The sequence below is a fragment of the Paraburkholderia phymatum genome (genome assembly GCF_038900715.1).
In the GTDB taxonomy this organism is placed as follows: Bacteria; Pseudomonadota; Gammaproteobacteria; order Burkholderiales; family Burkholderiaceae; genus Paraburkholderia; species Paraburkholderia phymatum_A.
Genome location: NZ_JAYMRZ010000018.1, coordinates 34,756 through 48,701, shown reverse-complemented (window position 1 = coordinate 48,701; position 13,946 = coordinate 34,756). Strand labels below are relative to the sequence as shown.

13 protein-coding genes and 1 tRNA gene are annotated in these 13,946 nt (G+C 62.1%); 13 read left to right on the top strand and 1 reads right to left on the bottom strand.

Annotation, left to right across the window (positions count from 1 at the left end):
* Positions 1-6 precede the first annotated feature (6 nt).
* Together pssA and VSR68_RS28500 are read left to right on the top strand one after the other, a co-directional pair.
* A complete protein-coding gene (gene pssA / locus VSR68_RS28505) occupies positions 7-882 on the top strand; it encodes a CDP-diacylglycerol--serine O-phosphatidyltransferase (RefSeq protein ID WP_152762421.1) in 876 nt (291 codons plus the stop codon).
* A gap of 474 nt (positions 883-1,356) precedes the next feature.
* Complete coding sequence (locus VSR68_RS28500) at positions 1,357-2,907, top strand: 2-isopropylmalate synthase (protein ID WP_342943048.1); 1,551 nt, start codon at positions 1,357-1,359, stop codon at positions 2,905-2,907.
* A 130-nt stretch (positions 2,908-3,037) separates the two neighbouring features.
* Here the strand turns inward: VSR68_RS28500 and VSR68_RS28495 are convergent, their stop codons facing one another.
* A complete protein-coding gene (locus tag VSR68_RS28495) occupies positions 3,038-3,556 on the bottom strand; it encodes a hypothetical protein (RefSeq protein WP_428983602.1) in 519 nt (172 codons plus the stop codon).
* A gap of 260 nt (positions 3,557-3,816) precedes the next feature.
* Between VSR68_RS28495 and VSR68_RS28490 the strand changes: the two genes are divergently transcribed.
* From VSR68_RS28490 to VSR68_RS28440, 11 genes are all read left to right on the top strand, one after another.
* Complete coding sequence (locus tag VSR68_RS28490) at positions 3,817-5,127, top strand: branched-chain amino acid ABC transporter substrate-binding protein (RefSeq protein ID WP_342943046.1); 1,311 nt, start codon at positions 3,817-3,819, stop codon at positions 5,125-5,127.
* Between the two features lie 236 nt (positions 5,128-5,363).
* Positions 5,364-5,633, top strand: a complete 270-nt coding sequence (gene rpsO, locus VSR68_RS28485) for a 30S ribosomal protein S15 (protein ID WP_087733293.1) — start codon at positions 5,364-5,366, stop codon at positions 5,631-5,633.
* A 316-nt stretch (positions 5,634-5,949) separates the two neighbouring features.
* The gene (pnp, locus tag VSR68_RS28480) at positions 5,950-8,088 is read left to right on the top strand and encodes a polyribonucleotide nucleotidyltransferase (RefSeq protein ID WP_342943045.1); all 2,139 of its coding nucleotides are present in this window, start codon (positions 5,950-5,952) and stop codon (positions 8,086-8,088) included.
* A 127-nt stretch (positions 8,089-8,215) separates the two neighbouring features.
* Positions 8,216-9,232, top strand: coding sequence for an NAD(P)H-quinone oxidoreductase (locus tag VSR68_RS28475; protein ID WP_342943044.1), 1,017 nt, complete (start codon positions 8,216-8,218; stop codon positions 9,230-9,232).
* A gap of 167 nt (positions 9,233-9,399) precedes the next feature.
* On the top strand, positions 9,400-10,179 hold the full coding sequence (gene tpiA, locus VSR68_RS28470) for a triose-phosphate isomerase (RefSeq protein ID WP_342943043.1): 780 nt from the start codon (positions 9,400-9,402) through the stop codon (positions 10,177-10,179).
* A gap of 88 nt (positions 10,180-10,267) precedes the next feature.
* The gene (gene secG / locus VSR68_RS28465; RefSeq protein ID WP_342943042.1) at positions 10,268-10,657 is read left to right on the top strand and encodes a preprotein translocase subunit SecG; all 390 of its coding nucleotides are present in this window, start codon (positions 10,268-10,270) and stop codon (positions 10,655-10,657) included.
* A 112-nt stretch (positions 10,658-10,769) separates the two neighbouring features.
* Positions 10,770-10,854, top strand: a tRNA-Leu gene (locus VSR68_RS28460).
* 172 nt (positions 10,855-11,026) lie between these two features.
* Positions 11,027-11,386, top strand: a complete 360-nt coding sequence (locus VSR68_RS28455; RefSeq protein WP_007588164.1) for an NADH-quinone oxidoreductase subunit A — start codon at positions 11,027-11,029, stop codon at positions 11,384-11,386.
* Between the two features lie 62 nt (positions 11,387-11,448).
* Positions 11,449-11,928 carry a NuoB/complex I 20 kDa subunit family protein gene (locus VSR68_RS28450; RefSeq protein WP_006052903.1) on the top strand — a complete coding sequence of 160 codons (480 nt, stop codon included), beginning with the start codon at positions 11,449-11,451 and terminating at the stop codon, positions 11,926-11,928.
* A 21-nt stretch (positions 11,929-11,949) separates the two neighbouring features.
* Positions 11,950-12,552 (top strand): NADH-quinone oxidoreductase subunit C, encoded by a 603-nt coding sequence (locus tag VSR68_RS28445; RefSeq protein ID WP_342943041.1) that lies wholly within the window; start codon positions 11,950-11,952, stop codon positions 12,550-12,552.
* Positions 12,553-12,561: 9 nt separating this feature from the next.
* On the top strand, positions 12,562-13,815 hold the full coding sequence (locus tag VSR68_RS28440) for an NADH-quinone oxidoreductase subunit D (RefSeq protein ID WP_342943040.1): 1,254 nt from the start codon (positions 12,562-12,564) through the stop codon (positions 13,813-13,815).
* Positions 13,816-13,946: the final 131 nt, after the last annotated feature.

Sequence of the window (13,946 nt, the reverse complement as noted above, 5' to 3'; positions counted from 1 at the left end):
AGTTCGATGGCCGCATTCAAACCGCGTCGTCCTCGCAGCAGCGGTGCGCCGCAGCCGCGTCCGTTCCGGCGCAACAAGCCGCCCGTCGTCGCGGAATCCGCCGTGATCGACAGCCGGCGCGCCGCGCGCCAGCAATTTCTGCGCAAGCGCGGCATCTATCTGCTGCCGAACGCGTTCACGACGGCTGCGCTCTTCTGCGGCTTCTTCGCTGTCGTGCAGGCAATGAACGTGCGCTTCGAAGTCGCGGCAATCGCGATTTTCGTCGCGATGGTGCTCGACGGCATGGACGGCCGCGTCGCGCGCATGACGCATACCCAAAGCGCATTCGGCGAGCAGTTCGACAGCCTGTCGGACATGGTGTCGTTCGGCGTCGCGCCGGCGCTCGTGATGTACGAGTGGATTCTCAAGGACCTCGGCCGCTGGGGCTGGCTTGCGGCGTTCGTCTACTGCTCGGGCGCGGCGCTGCGTCTCGCGCGCTTCAACACGAACATCGGCGTCGTCGACAAGCGCTTCTTCCAGGGCATGCCGAGCCCGGCCGCGGCGGCGCTGATCGCGGGCTTCGTGTGGCTCGCCACCGACAACCGCGTGCCGCTCAAGCTCGTGTGGCTGCCGTGGGTCGCGTTCGCGCTGACCATCTACGCGGGCGTCACGATGGTGTCGAACGCGCCGTTCTACAGCGGCAAGGCGCTCGACGTGCGCCATCGCGTGCCGTTCGCGGCGATCCTGCTGGTGGTGGTCGCGTTCGTGCTGGTGTCGTCCGATCCGCCGCTGATGCTGTTCGGCCTGTTCGTGCTGTACGGCTTTTCGGGCTACGTGTTCTGGGCATATCGCGCGATGCGCGGAATGGGCAATCCAGCGCGCTCGTCGCAGCGTCCGAACTGACGGCGCTCACACGCGGCGTAATGAAACGGAAACGGAACGGCAGCCTGCGGGCTGCCGTTTTTTCTTGCCGCTCCGTGCCGCCAGTTCGTCTTGCCCGTTTGTGCCGCCGACTCACTTTCGAAAGGTCGCCGATTCACCCGCGCGATGTTGCCGATTCACCTTCGCAATGCGATTGTGTGGATCGCTGGGCGCTGGCAAATCCGCTGGCAAATGCTATGGCCGCCCTGGTTAGCGTCAATTGCGCGTTTTCGGGATTGCCGCTATAGTCGCTGGCATGGCACTTTCCAAGTTCCCCTTCCTGTCTCTTCAAGCCGGCAAGCTACTACGCTCGCTAGCTCTAGCGCGCCTGCCGCGCTGATCGTTTTCGCCCTCCGTTTGCCTCGTTCGTTGTTTAGCGTCGCCTGCGGTGGTGGCGCAAACACTCGAATTCCGTTTTCCTGATTCAAACCAACCGAATCCCCCTGGAGACCTGAGATGGCAGACAAGCTCATCATTTTCGACACGACGTTGCGCGACGGCGAGCAATCGCCCGGTGCGTCGATGACGAAGGAAGAAAAAATCCGCATCGCGAAGCAACTGGAGCGGATGAAAGTCGACGTGATCGAGGCGGGCTTTGCCGCCAGCTCGAACGGCGATTTCGACGCGATCCACACGATCGCCGGCATGGTCAAGGACAGCACGGTCTGCTCGCTCGCGCGCGCGAACGACAAGGACATCCAGCGTGCCGCCGATGCGCTCAAGCCCGCCGATCACTTCCGCATCCACACGTTCATCGCGACGTCCGCGCTGCACATGGAGAAGAAGCTGCGCATGTCGCCCGAGCAGGTGCTCGAGCAGGCGAAGCTGGCCGTGCGTTTCGCGCGCAAGTTCACGAACGACGTGGAGTTCTCGCCGGAAGACGGCAGCCGCTCGGACATGGACTTCCTGTGCCGCGTGCTTGAAGCCGTGATCGCGGAAGGCGCGACGACGATCAACATCGCCGATACCGTCGGCTACGGCGTGCCGGAGCTGTACGGCAATCTCGTGAAGACGCTGCGCGAGCGCATTCCGAACTCCGACAAAGCGATCTTCTCGGTGCACTGTCACAACGACCTCGGCATGGCCGTCGCGAACTCGCTGGCGGGCGTGCAGATCGGCGGCGCGCGTCAGGTGGAGTGCACGGTCAACGGTCTCGGCGAGCGCGCGGGCAATACGTCGCTCGAAGAAATCGTGATGGCCGTGAAGACCCGCAAGGACTACTTCGGCCTCGACCTCGGCATCGACACGACGCAGATCGTGCCGGCGTCGAAGCTCGTCTCGCAGATCACGGGTTTTGTCGTGCAGCCGAACAAGGCCGTGGTCGGCGCCAACGCGTTTGCGCACGCGTCGGGCATCCACCAGGACGGCGTGCTGAAGGCGCGCGATACGTACGAAATCATGCGTGCCGAAGACGTGGGCTGGACGGCGAACAAGATCGTGCTCGGCAAGTTGTCGGGGCGCAATGCGTTCAAGCAGCGTCTGCAGGAACTCGGCATCACGCTCGACAGCGAAGGCGAACTGAACCTCGCATTCCAGCGCTTCAAGGAACTGGCGGACCGCAAGGCCGAAATCTTCGACGAGGACATCATCGCGATCGTCGCAGAAGAATCGGCGGAAGCGCAGGAGAAGGAGCATTACAAGTTCGTGTCGCTGTCGCAGCATTCGGAGACGGGCGAGCGGCCGCATGCGCGGATCGTGTTCTCAGTCGCAGGCAAGGAAGTGGTCGGCGAGGCGAACGGCAACGGTCCCGTCGACGCGACGCTGAACGCGATCGAAACCGAGGTGGGCAGCGGTTCGGAACTGCTGCTGTACTCCGTCAACGCGATCACGACGGGCACGCAGGCGCAAGGTGAAGTGACCGTGCGTCTGTCGAAGGCCGGGCGCATCGTGAACGGCGTGGGTACCGACCCGGATATCGTCGCTGCATCGGCGAAGGCGTATATCTCGGCGCTCAACCGTTTATACGCGGGCCACGACAAGCTGAATCCGCAGCGCGCGGAAATCTGACGCCGCGTTCATTACGTTCGGTTGCATCGAAAAACCCCGCTGCGGCGGGGTTTTTATCGGCTGCGCGTTCCATGAAAAAGCCGCCTCGATGGGCGGCTTTTTTCGTTACTGGCGCTGACGGGCGGCGGCTTCAGAAGAAGCTGCGTCGATCCGGATCGTGCAGCGGATCGGGCGTCTTCTGCGTCAGGCGCAGGATGCCCTGGTCGTCGAAATAGAAGCTGTACATCATGTACCAGACGTTGTCCTCCTGATAGCGATACGTCCACACCTCGCGCTTCATCAGCGGGAAATAGTTCGTTTCGACGGGACGCCCGAAGTTGACCAGCACGTCATCGCGTGTCCATTTGCCGATTTCCGCGCGATAGAACTCGTTCGGCTGCAGCACCTGACGCACGTTCACGATCTTGCCGGACGCATCGACGTCGGCGGCCGTCGTCGTTTCGCCCATCGGCTGCGTCGGCCACATCAGGCGCTTGCCGCCGTTCGGCAGATCGTAAACTTCGCGCGGCGGCCCGAGGCGGGCGACGATCGTCGACGCGTCCGCGCCCTCCTGATAGTTCTGCCAGGGCTGCGCGCAGCCCGCGAGCGTGACGACGCCCGCGCAAACGAGGACAGCCAGCGCGCCGCGCGCCGTGCGCAAGCCTGGCATCGTCGGCGCGACGGATGAAAGGCGGTTGAACATGACACCTCCGATGGCGTTCGATAGTTGATTATTGTTGTGCCGTCGACGGGAGCCGGCCCTCAGGCGCTTTGTCCCGTCCCATGCAAGATCATTTCGGACCCGATATTTTGACACGCGTCGGACCAAAAGATTTTCGGACCGTGCGCTGGGCGAGACGCATATTCGCTTGCTCGTGGGCGGCGCGGCGTCCTATGATCCGCGCTTCGATCGACAGATGAGACGCGCTGATGAAAACAAAATCGACGAAAGCGGCAGTGGCGGCGATGACGCTGGCAATGGGTGCAATCGGAGCAATCGCGGCGATCGCAGTGTGGCCGGCAGCGAGCGCGTATGCGCAGAACGCGCCGTCGCGAGTGCCGATCCGTATCGCGATGATCGAAGGCATGTCCGGTCCGTTTGCGAACGCGGGCGCGGCCGTCGAGCGCAATTTGCGTTTCGGTGTCGAGACGGTCAACGCGCGCGGCGGCGTGAAGCTCGCGGACGGCGCGCATCCTCTCGAACTCGTCGTGCTCGACAGCAAGGGCAGCGCGGAAGAAGCGCTCGTGCAACTGCGCGCGGCCGCCGACAGGCACATCGGCTTTATCGCGCAAGGCAACAGCTCGGCGGTGGCGGCGGCGCTGCTCGCCGCGATCGACAAGCAGAATACGCGCGAGCCGGACAATCGCGAACTGTTCCTCAACTATTCCGCCGACGATCCGGCGCTCACGAACGCGAACTGCAGCTTCTGGCACTTTCGCTTCGACGCGCACGCGGGCATGCGGATGGACGCGCTCGCCGATGTGATCCAGCGCGACAAGTCGGTGAAGAAGGTCTATCTGCTGAATCAGGACTACAGCTTCGGGCATGACGTGAGCACGCTGGCGCGCGCGGCGCTTGCGTCGAAGCGGCCGGATGTCGCCCTGGTCGGCGACGAGTTTCATCCGATCGGCCGCGTGAAGGATTTCGCGCCGTACATCGCGAAGATTCGCGCGAGCGGCGCCGACGCCGTGATCACGGGTAACTGGGGCAACGATCTGACGCTGCTCGTCAAGGCGGCGCGCGAACAGAGCGTCGACACGAAGTTCTACACGTTCTATGGCAACAGCCTCGGCGCGCCGGCCGCGCTCGGCGATGCGGGCGTGAAGCGCGTGGTCGCCGTCGCCGACTGGCACCCGAACGCGGGCGGCGCGGCATCGGATGCGTGGTATGCGTCGTTCCGTCAGCGTTTCCCGGCTGCGCAGGACGACTACCCGGTGCTGCGCATGCCGCTGATGATCGAAATGCTGGCGGCGGCGATGAACCGGGCGGCCAGCGCGCAGCCCGACAAGGTCGCGAAGGCGCTGGAAGGCATGAAATACGACAACGGCTTCCATCCGTCGTGGATGCGCGCCGACGATCATCAACTGATCCAGCCCCTTTACGTGATGGAGATGGACAAGGCGGGCACGCCGGGTGTCCAGTTCGACAACGAGGGCTCGCATTACGGCTTCCGGACGGTGCTGGCATTGCCGCCCGAGCGCACCGTGCCGGCCACGACTTGCCGGATGAAGCGGCCGTGAGCCATGAATCGGCTTGCATGAGCCGTGAATGGGCGTTGCATGAGCCGCGAATGACCCTCGAGGCGCCCCCAAAAACCGACCGCAAAACGGCGCTCGGCCCCGGGCCCGAAGTACGCCCCGAGACGGCGGGCTTCGCCGGATGATCCTGCTGTGATACAATACGCGACTCGTTTCGTTGTAACCCCACGGCACGGCCCTTCTTCCGTGACCGCCTGTTTGATTCAAAGGAAATCAACATGTCCGTAGCTGAAATCAAGAAATCCGACGTCGTCGCGCAATTCGCACGTGGCACAAACGACACCGGCTCCCCCGAAGTTCAGGTCGCGCTGCTCACGACGCGCATCAACGAACTGACGGTTCACTTCAAGGCCCACACGAAGGATCATCACAGCCGCCGCGGTCTGCTGCGCATGGTGAGCCGTCGTCGCAAGCTGCTCGACTACCTGAAGGGCAAGGACGCTGACCGTTACCGCGCTCTGATCGAGAAGCTGGGTCTGCGTAAGTAATCGGACGCATCGGACTTTCTGTCAGCAAGATGCCTGTGTCAGTTCCGCTGATGCAGGCATTTTGTTTTTCGACGGTACGCTTCGTGTGAGGTTTGCCGCCGAATCACCCGTCTGGCGCGCTGGTTGCGTCGCGGGCAAAACGAAACAAAGCCGGGCTCGAGGGTAGGGCGCTGTGTCATTCCAGCGGTTCGCGTGCAAGTGAGCGCATCCACGCGATTCTCTGGAATGGCATAACACTCCTCTACCCGAAAGGCTTCGGTCCTGACGGTGCCGTGCGCTGTATTGCGCGGCATGACCAAAAGATCAAGGAGGACAAATGTCTATGTTTAACAAGGTCGTCAAAGAGTTCAAGTGGGGCCAGCACACCGTTCGCATGGAAACGGGTGAGATCGCTCGCCAGGCGGGCGGTGCCGTGCTCGTCGACATCGAAGACACCGTCGTGCTGGCGACCGTCGTCGGCGCGAAGACGGCGAAGCCGGGCCAGGACTTCTTCCCGCTGACCGTCGACTACATCGAAAAGACCTACTCAGCGGGCAAGATTCCGGGCGGCTTCTTCCGCCGCGAAGGCCGTCCGTCGGAAGGCGAAACGCTGATTTCGCGCCTGATCGACCGGCCGCTGCGTCCGCTGTTCCCGGAAGGCTTCTACAACGAAGTGCAGGTCGTCGTGCACGTGATGTCGATCAACCCTGAAGTCCCCGCCGACATCCCCGCGCTGATCGGCGCGTCGGCTGCGCTCGCCGTGTCGGGCCTGCCGTTCAACGGTCCCGTCGGTGCTGCGCGCGTCGCGTACGTCAATAACGAATACGTGCTGAACCCGACGCGTACGCAAAGCAAGGAATCGCGCCTCGATCTGGTCGTCGCCGGTACGGAGCGCGCGGTGCTGATGGTCGAATCCGAAGCGGATCAACTGCCGGAAGACGTGATGCTGGGCGCCGTCGTGTTCGGTCACGAGCAGATGCAAACGGCCATCGACGCGATTCACGAACTCGTTCGCGAAGGCGGCAAGCCTGAGTGGGACTGGCAGCCGGCGCCGAAGAACGAAGTGCTGATCTCGCGCGTCAATGAGATCGCTTACGCCGATCTGGCCGCGGCCTATCAGACGCGCGACAAGCAGGCTCGCTCGACCCGCCTGAAGGAAATCTACGCAGCGACGCAGGTCAAGCTGGAAGAAGAAGCAGCAGCGGCGGGCACCGTGGCAGCCGACAAGGCAGCCGTCGGCAACGTGCTGTTCGACATCGAAGCGAAGATCGTCCGTTCGCAGATCCTGAACGGCGAGCCGCGTATCGACGGCCGCGACACGCGCACCGTTCGCCCGATCGAAATCCGCACGGGTGTGCTGCCGCGCACGCACGGTTCGGCGCTGTTCACGCGTGGCGAGACGCAGGCGCTCGTCGTCGCGACGCTCGGCACGAAGGGCGATGAGCAGATCATCGACGCGCTCGAAGGCGAGTACCGCGATCGCTTCATGCTCCACTACAACATGCCGCCGTTCGCGACGGGCGAAACGGGCCGCGTCGGCTCGCCGAAGCGTCGTGAAATCGGCCACGGCCGTCTCGCGAAGCGCGCGCTGATCGCGTGCCTGCCGACCGCGGACGAATTCGGCTACTCGATCCGCGTCGTGTCGGAAATCACCGAGTCGAACGGTTCGTCGTCGATGGCATCGGTGTGCGGCGGCTGCCTCGCACTGATGGACGCCGGCGTGCCGATGAAGGCGCACGTCGCGGGCATCGCGATGGGCCTGATCCTCGAAGGCAACAAGTTTGCTGTGCTGACGGACATCCTCGGCGACGAAGATCACCTCGGCGACATGGACTTCAAGGTGGCGGGCACGGCTGACGGCGTGACGGCACTGCAGATGGACATCAAGATCCAGGGCATCACGAAGGAAATCATGCAGGTCGCGCTCGCGCAAGCGAAGGAAGGCCGCATGCATATCCTCGGCAAGATGACGGCGGCTGTTTCGGGTGCGAACACGCAACTGTCCGAATTCGCACCGCGCATGATCACCATCAAGATCAATCCGGAAAAGATCCGCGACGTGATCGGCAAGGGCGGTTCGGTGATCCGTGCGCTGACGGAAGAAACGGGCACGACGATCGACATCTCGGACGACGGCGTCGTCACGATCGCGAGCACGAGCAGCGAAGGCATGGCCGAAGCGAAGAAGCGCATCGAGAACATCACGGCCGAAGTCGAAGTGGGCCAGATCTACGAGGGCACGGTGCTCAAGCTGCTGGACTTCGGCGCGATCGTGAACCTGCTGCCGGGCAAGGATGGTCTGCTGCACATTTCCGAAATCGCCAACGAGCGCATCAAGGACATCAACGACTACCTGAAGGAAGGCCAGCAAGTGAAGGTCAAGGTCATCCAGACGGACGAAAAGGGTCGTGTGCGTCTGTCGGCGAAGGCGCTGCTGAATGAAGCGGCGCAGACGGAACCGACGCCGCAGCAGTAACGCAGTGAAAGCAGGACGGCCGGTAGCGCAAGAGCGCGCCGGCCGTTTTTCATGTAGGGTGGATTGCAGTGCGAACCGGTTTTCGCGGCCGGTTTGCAGCGCTATCCAGACCTTGGGAGAGACGACGATGAACGCAATCGAAATCACCGAATTCGGTGCGCCGGAAGTCTTGAAGCTCGCCGAGCGACCGATGCCAGAGCCGAAAGCGGGTGAAGTGCTGATCAAAGTGTCCGCGTCGGGCGTGAATCGTCCGGACGTGTTCCAGCGCAAGGGCGGCTATGCGCCGCCGCCTGGCGCGTCGGATCTGCCAGGGCTGGAAGTGGCGGGCGAAATCGTCGGCGGAAATATCGACGAGAAACGCAATCCGTTCGGTCTCAAGATCGGCGATCGCGTGTGCGCGCTGATGGCGGGCGGCGGTTACGCGGAATACGCGACCGTGCCGCTGCTGCAGTGCCTGCCCGTGCCGAAGGGTTTCTCCGATGTCGAAGCGGCGGCTTTGCCCGAGACCTTCTTCACCGTCTGGAGCAATGTTTTTGACCGTGCGTTGCTCGGCAAAGGCGAAGGCGGCGAGAACGAAACGTTCCTCGTGCAGGGCGGCTCGAGCGGCATCGGCGTGACGGCGATCCAGATCGCGCATGCACTCGGCTTTCGTGTGTTCGCGACGGCCGGCACGGACGAAAAGTGCCGTGCATGCGAGGCGCTTGGCGCGGAACGTGCGATCAACTACAAGACGGAAGATTTCGTCGAAGTGATCAAGTCGCTCACGAATGACCGCGGCGTCGACGTGATCCTCGACATGGTGGCGGGCAGCTACGTGCCGCGCGAACTGAAGGCGCTCGCCGACGGCGGCCGTCTCGTGATCATCGCGCTGCTCGGCGGCGCGAAGGCCGAAGTGAACCTGAACGACATTCTTCGCCGTCGTCTGACGGTGACGGGCTCGACGCTGCGTCCGCGTCCCGTCGAATTCAAGGCGAAGATCGCCGCGCAACTGAAGGAGCGCGTGTGGCCGCATCTCGAAGACGGCACGATCAAGCCAGTGATCTACAAGGTGTTCCCCGCTGCTCAAGCGGCGCAGGCGCACGAGCTGATGGAAAGCAGCCTGCACGTCGGCAAGATCGTGCTGAATTGGGGCGCGGGTGCTTGACAGCGCCCATTTAATTGAGTTTGACCCGGTCTGTCAGCACACAGTAAAATCGTGTGTTTTGCGCGTTCTGCATGAATTTTGCAGGCGGACCGCGGGCACCAGAGAGCTGGGGACGCTGACGAAGCGGAGGCGTCCAGGACCCGCACCACGATAAAACGAGCGAGACGATGGCGAAACAACGAGCAAAACTGGTAGTCGGTAACTGGAAGATGCACGGTCGGCTTGCCGACAACCGCGTGCTGCTGCAAGCGGTATCACACGGCGCGAACGATCTTCCGGACGATGTGCGAGTCGGCGTATGCGTGCCGTGTCCCTATCTGACGCAAGCGCAGTCGCTGCTGGAAGGCGGCCGCGTCGCGTGGGGCGTGCAGGATGTGTCCGCGCACACGCAGGGCGCCTACACCGGCGAGGTCGCGGCCGAAATGGCTGCTGAATTTGGCACATCGTTCGCGATCGTTGGACACTCCGAGCGTCGTGCGTATCACCGCGAAAGCGCCGAGACGGTCGCTGTCAAAGCGCAACGCGCGCTCGAAGCAGGCTTGACGCCGATCGTCTGCGTCGGCGAAACGCTCGAAGAGCGCGAGTCGGGCAAGACGGAGCAGATCGTAGGCGCGCAACTCGATGCGGTGCTCGCGAAGCTGTCGGTGGAAGATTCGGCTCGCATCGTCGTTGCATATGAGCCCGTGTGGGCCATCGGCACCGGCAAGAGCGCGACGGCGCAACAGGCGCAGGATGTTCATGCGTTCCTTCGCGCGCGTCTCGTGGCGAAGGGCGAAGATGTCGGTAGCGTGTCGCTGCTGTACGGCGGCAGCGTGAAACCGGAGAACGCGGAAGAGCTGTTCAGCCAGCCGGATATCGACGGCGGTCTGATCGGCGGCGCATCGCTGAAAGACAAGGATTTCCTGGCAATCTGCAGTGCAGCCGTCGCGGCGACCGCCGCGCGCTGACACGACAAGACAGAGTGCCCGGGCGAGGATGACCCATTGCGCGCAGCATCTGTTGTTGCGCGATTAAATAAAGACTCAGGTGAGTGTGATGCTGTATTTGAAAACGTTGATCATTGTCGTGCAGTTGCTGTCGGCGCTTGGCGTCATCGGCCTCGTGCTGTTGCAACACGGCAAGGGCGCGGACATGGGCGCGGCCTTCGGCAGTGGCGCATCGGGCAGTCTCTTCGGCGCGACGGGCTCTGCTAATTTTCTGTCACGTACGACTGCGATACTGGCGGCAGTGTTCTTCGCCACCACGTTGGCACTGACGTACATCGGCGCGTATCATTCGAAACCTTCGGCAGGCGTGCTCGGTAGCGCTCCGGCATCGGCTCCTGTGGCTGCCTCGGTCGCTCCTGCTGCGTCCGCACCGGCTAATGCATCGGCTGCAGTCGCTGCATCTGCAGCTTCTGCGCCAGGCCAAGATGTGCCGAAATAAATTTTCGAAGAAAACGCGTTTGTGCGTTGAACAAACTGCTTAAGCGGGTTACAATTCAACTCTTGAAGCGATTCGCGGGTTTTACAAGTTGTTATCCCGGATTGCAGACAGTGCCGACGTGGTGAAATTGGTAGACACGCTATCTTGAGGGGGTAGTGGCGAAAGCTGTGCGAGTTCGAGTCTCGCCGTCGGCACCAATGTTATCTAATGCCAGCCGCTTGCTTCAGCTTCGGCTGGCATTTTCACTTCCAGGGTGGTGTTTGCTGTGGGCTTTCGACATCAAGCATCCCGAAGTGTTTCGCGTCAGGGGTTGTTCAAACTAGTCTGCGTCTCCTGACGTCACTCAGAACCAACCGATTGAGGATAGCTTTGAACCTCGCAGCCTATTTCCCCGTATTGTTGTTCCTCCTCGTGGGCACCGGTTTAGGCGTAGCACTGGTCAGTATCGGCAAGATCCTCGGTCCGAATCGGCCGGATACCGAAAAGAACGCACCGTACGAGTGCGGCTTCGAAGCATTCGAAGATGCGCGCATGAAATTCGATGTGCGCTACTACCTGGTTGCCATTCTCTTCATCATTTTCGACCTTGAAACGGCGTTCCTGTTTCCGTGGGGAGTCGCCCTGCGCGATATCGGCTGGCCCGGCTTCATCTCGATGATGATTTTTCTGCTCGAATTCCTGTTGGGCTTCGCCTATATCTGGAAGAAAGGTGGCCTTGATTGGGAATGACGGGTTAATCGCCGGTTTGCATGGGTGGCGATGGCTCGCCGCCCGTCTGGAGTGGAAAGCAAATGAGTATCGAAGGGGTCTTGAAGGAAGGGTTTGTCACCACCACGGCTGACAAGCTGATCAACTGGACGCGTACCGGTTCACTGTGGCCGATGACGTTCGGTCTCGCGTGTTGTGCTGTCGAGATGATGCATGCGGGCGCCGCCCGTTATGACCTCGACCGTTTCGGTGTAGTGTTTCGTCCGAGTCCGCGTCAGTCGGATGTGATGATCGTCGCCGGCACGCTGTGCAACAAGATGGCGCCTGCGCTGCGCAAGGTCTACGACCAGATGGCCGAGCCGCGCTGGGTGATCTCGATGGGTTCGTGCGCGAACGGCGGTGGCTACTATCACTACTCGTATTCGGTGGTGCGTGGCTGCGACCGTATCGTCCCCGTCGATGTGTATGTGCCGGGCTGCCCGCCCACGGCTGAAGCGCTGGTGTACGGCGTGATCCAGTTGCAGGCGAAGATCCGCCGCACCAATACCATCGCCCGTCAATAAGGCCAGAGCCTCCCCCACAATATGGCAAGCAAACTCGAGACCCTCAAAGCGAACCTCGAGGCGGCCCTTGGCGGCCGCCTGACGAGCATCACCGAATCTGTCGGTGAGCTGACCATCGTCGTGAAAGCGGGCGATTACCTCGAAGTGGCAAAGCGTCTGCGCGATGACGCGACGCTGCACTTCGAGCAACTGATCGACCTGTGTGGTGTCGACTATCAAACTTACGGTGAAGGCGCTTACGAAGGTCCGCGTTTTGCCGCCGTCCTGCATCTGCTGTCCATCTCGAACAACTGGCGTCTGCGCGTGCGCGTGTTCGCGCCGAACGACGATGTGCCTCTCGTTCCGTCGGTCGTCGAGATCTGGAATTCGGCCAACTGGTACGAGCGCGAAGCATTCGACCTGTACGGCATCGTCTTCGAGGGTCATCCTGACCTGCGCCGCATCCTGACCGATTACGGTTTCATCGGTCATCCGTTCCGCAAGGATTTCCCGGTTTCCGGCTACGTCGAAATGCGCTACGACCCGGAAGAGAAGCGCGTCGTCTATCAGCCGGTGACGATCGAGCCTCGGGAAATCACGCCGCGCGTGATCCGCGAGGATCACTATGGCGGCCTGAAACACTAAGAGAACGTCATGGCAGAGATCAAGAACTACACGCTCAACTTCGGTCCGCAGCACCCGGCAGCGCACGGCGTGCTGCGCCTCGTGCTCGAACTCGACGGCGAAGTGATCCAGCGCGCCGATCCGCACATCGGCCTCCTGCACCGCGCGACGGAAAAGCTCGCGGAGAACAAGACGTTCATCCAGTCGGTGCCGTACATGGACCGTCTCGACTACGTGTCGATGATGGTCAACGAGCACGGCTATGTGCTCGCGATCGAAAAGCTGCTCGGCATCGACGTTCCCATTCGCGCAAAGTACATCCGCGTGCTGTTCGACGAAGTCACGCGCGTGCTGAACCACCTGATGTGGATCGGCGCGCACGCGCTCGACGTCGGCGCGATGGCGGTGTTCCTCTACGCGTTCCGCGAGCGCGAAGACCTGATGGACGTGTATGAGGCGGTGTCCGGCGCACGGATGCACGCTGCGTACTATCGTCCGGGCGGTGTCTATCGCGATCTGCCGGACGCGATGCCGCAATACAAGGCATCGAAGATTCGCAATGCAAAGGCATTGTCGAAGCTGAACGAGAACCGCCAGGGCTCGCTGCTCGACTTCATCGAAGACTTCTTCAACCGCTTCCCGAAGTACGTCGACGAGTACGAAACGCTGCTCACCGACAACCGCATCTGGAAGCAGCGTCTGGTGGGCATCGGTGTCGTGACGCCGGAGCGCGCGTTGCAGCTGGGCCTGACGGGCGCGATGCTGCGCGGCTCGGGCATCGAGTGGGATCTGCGCAAGAAGCAGCCGTACGAAGTGTATGACCAGATGGACTTCGACATCCCCGTCGGCGTGAACGGCGATTGCTACGACCGCTATCTGGTGCGCGTCGAAGAAATGCGTCAATCCACGCGCATCGTGAAACAGTGCATTGAATGGCTGCGCAAGAATCCCGGCCCTGTGATGACGGACAATCACAAGGTCGCGCCGCCGTCGCGCGTCGGCATGAAGTCGAACATGGAAGAGCTGATTCACCACTTCAAGCTCTTCACGGAAGGCTTCCACGTGCCGGAAGGCGAAGCGTACGCGGCCGTCGAGCATCCGAAGGGCGAGTTCGGCATCTATCTGGTGTCGGATGGCGCGAACAAGCCGTATCGCCTGAAGATTCGCGCGCCGGGCTATGCGCACCTGTCCGCGCTCGACGAAATGGCGCGCGGTCACATGATCGCCGACGCCGTGACGATCATCGGCACGCAAGACATCGTGTTCGGTGAAGTCGATCGCTAGGCGAATTCACTAGCGGTATTCATCAAGGCGCGCGCTCACGTAGCCGATAACGCATGACAAGCGGGGCGCGCGTCAAGCAAAGGAACGCCGGGTCTGTCGCAACAAGCAGTGCGCGACAGGTTTTCGTTCGG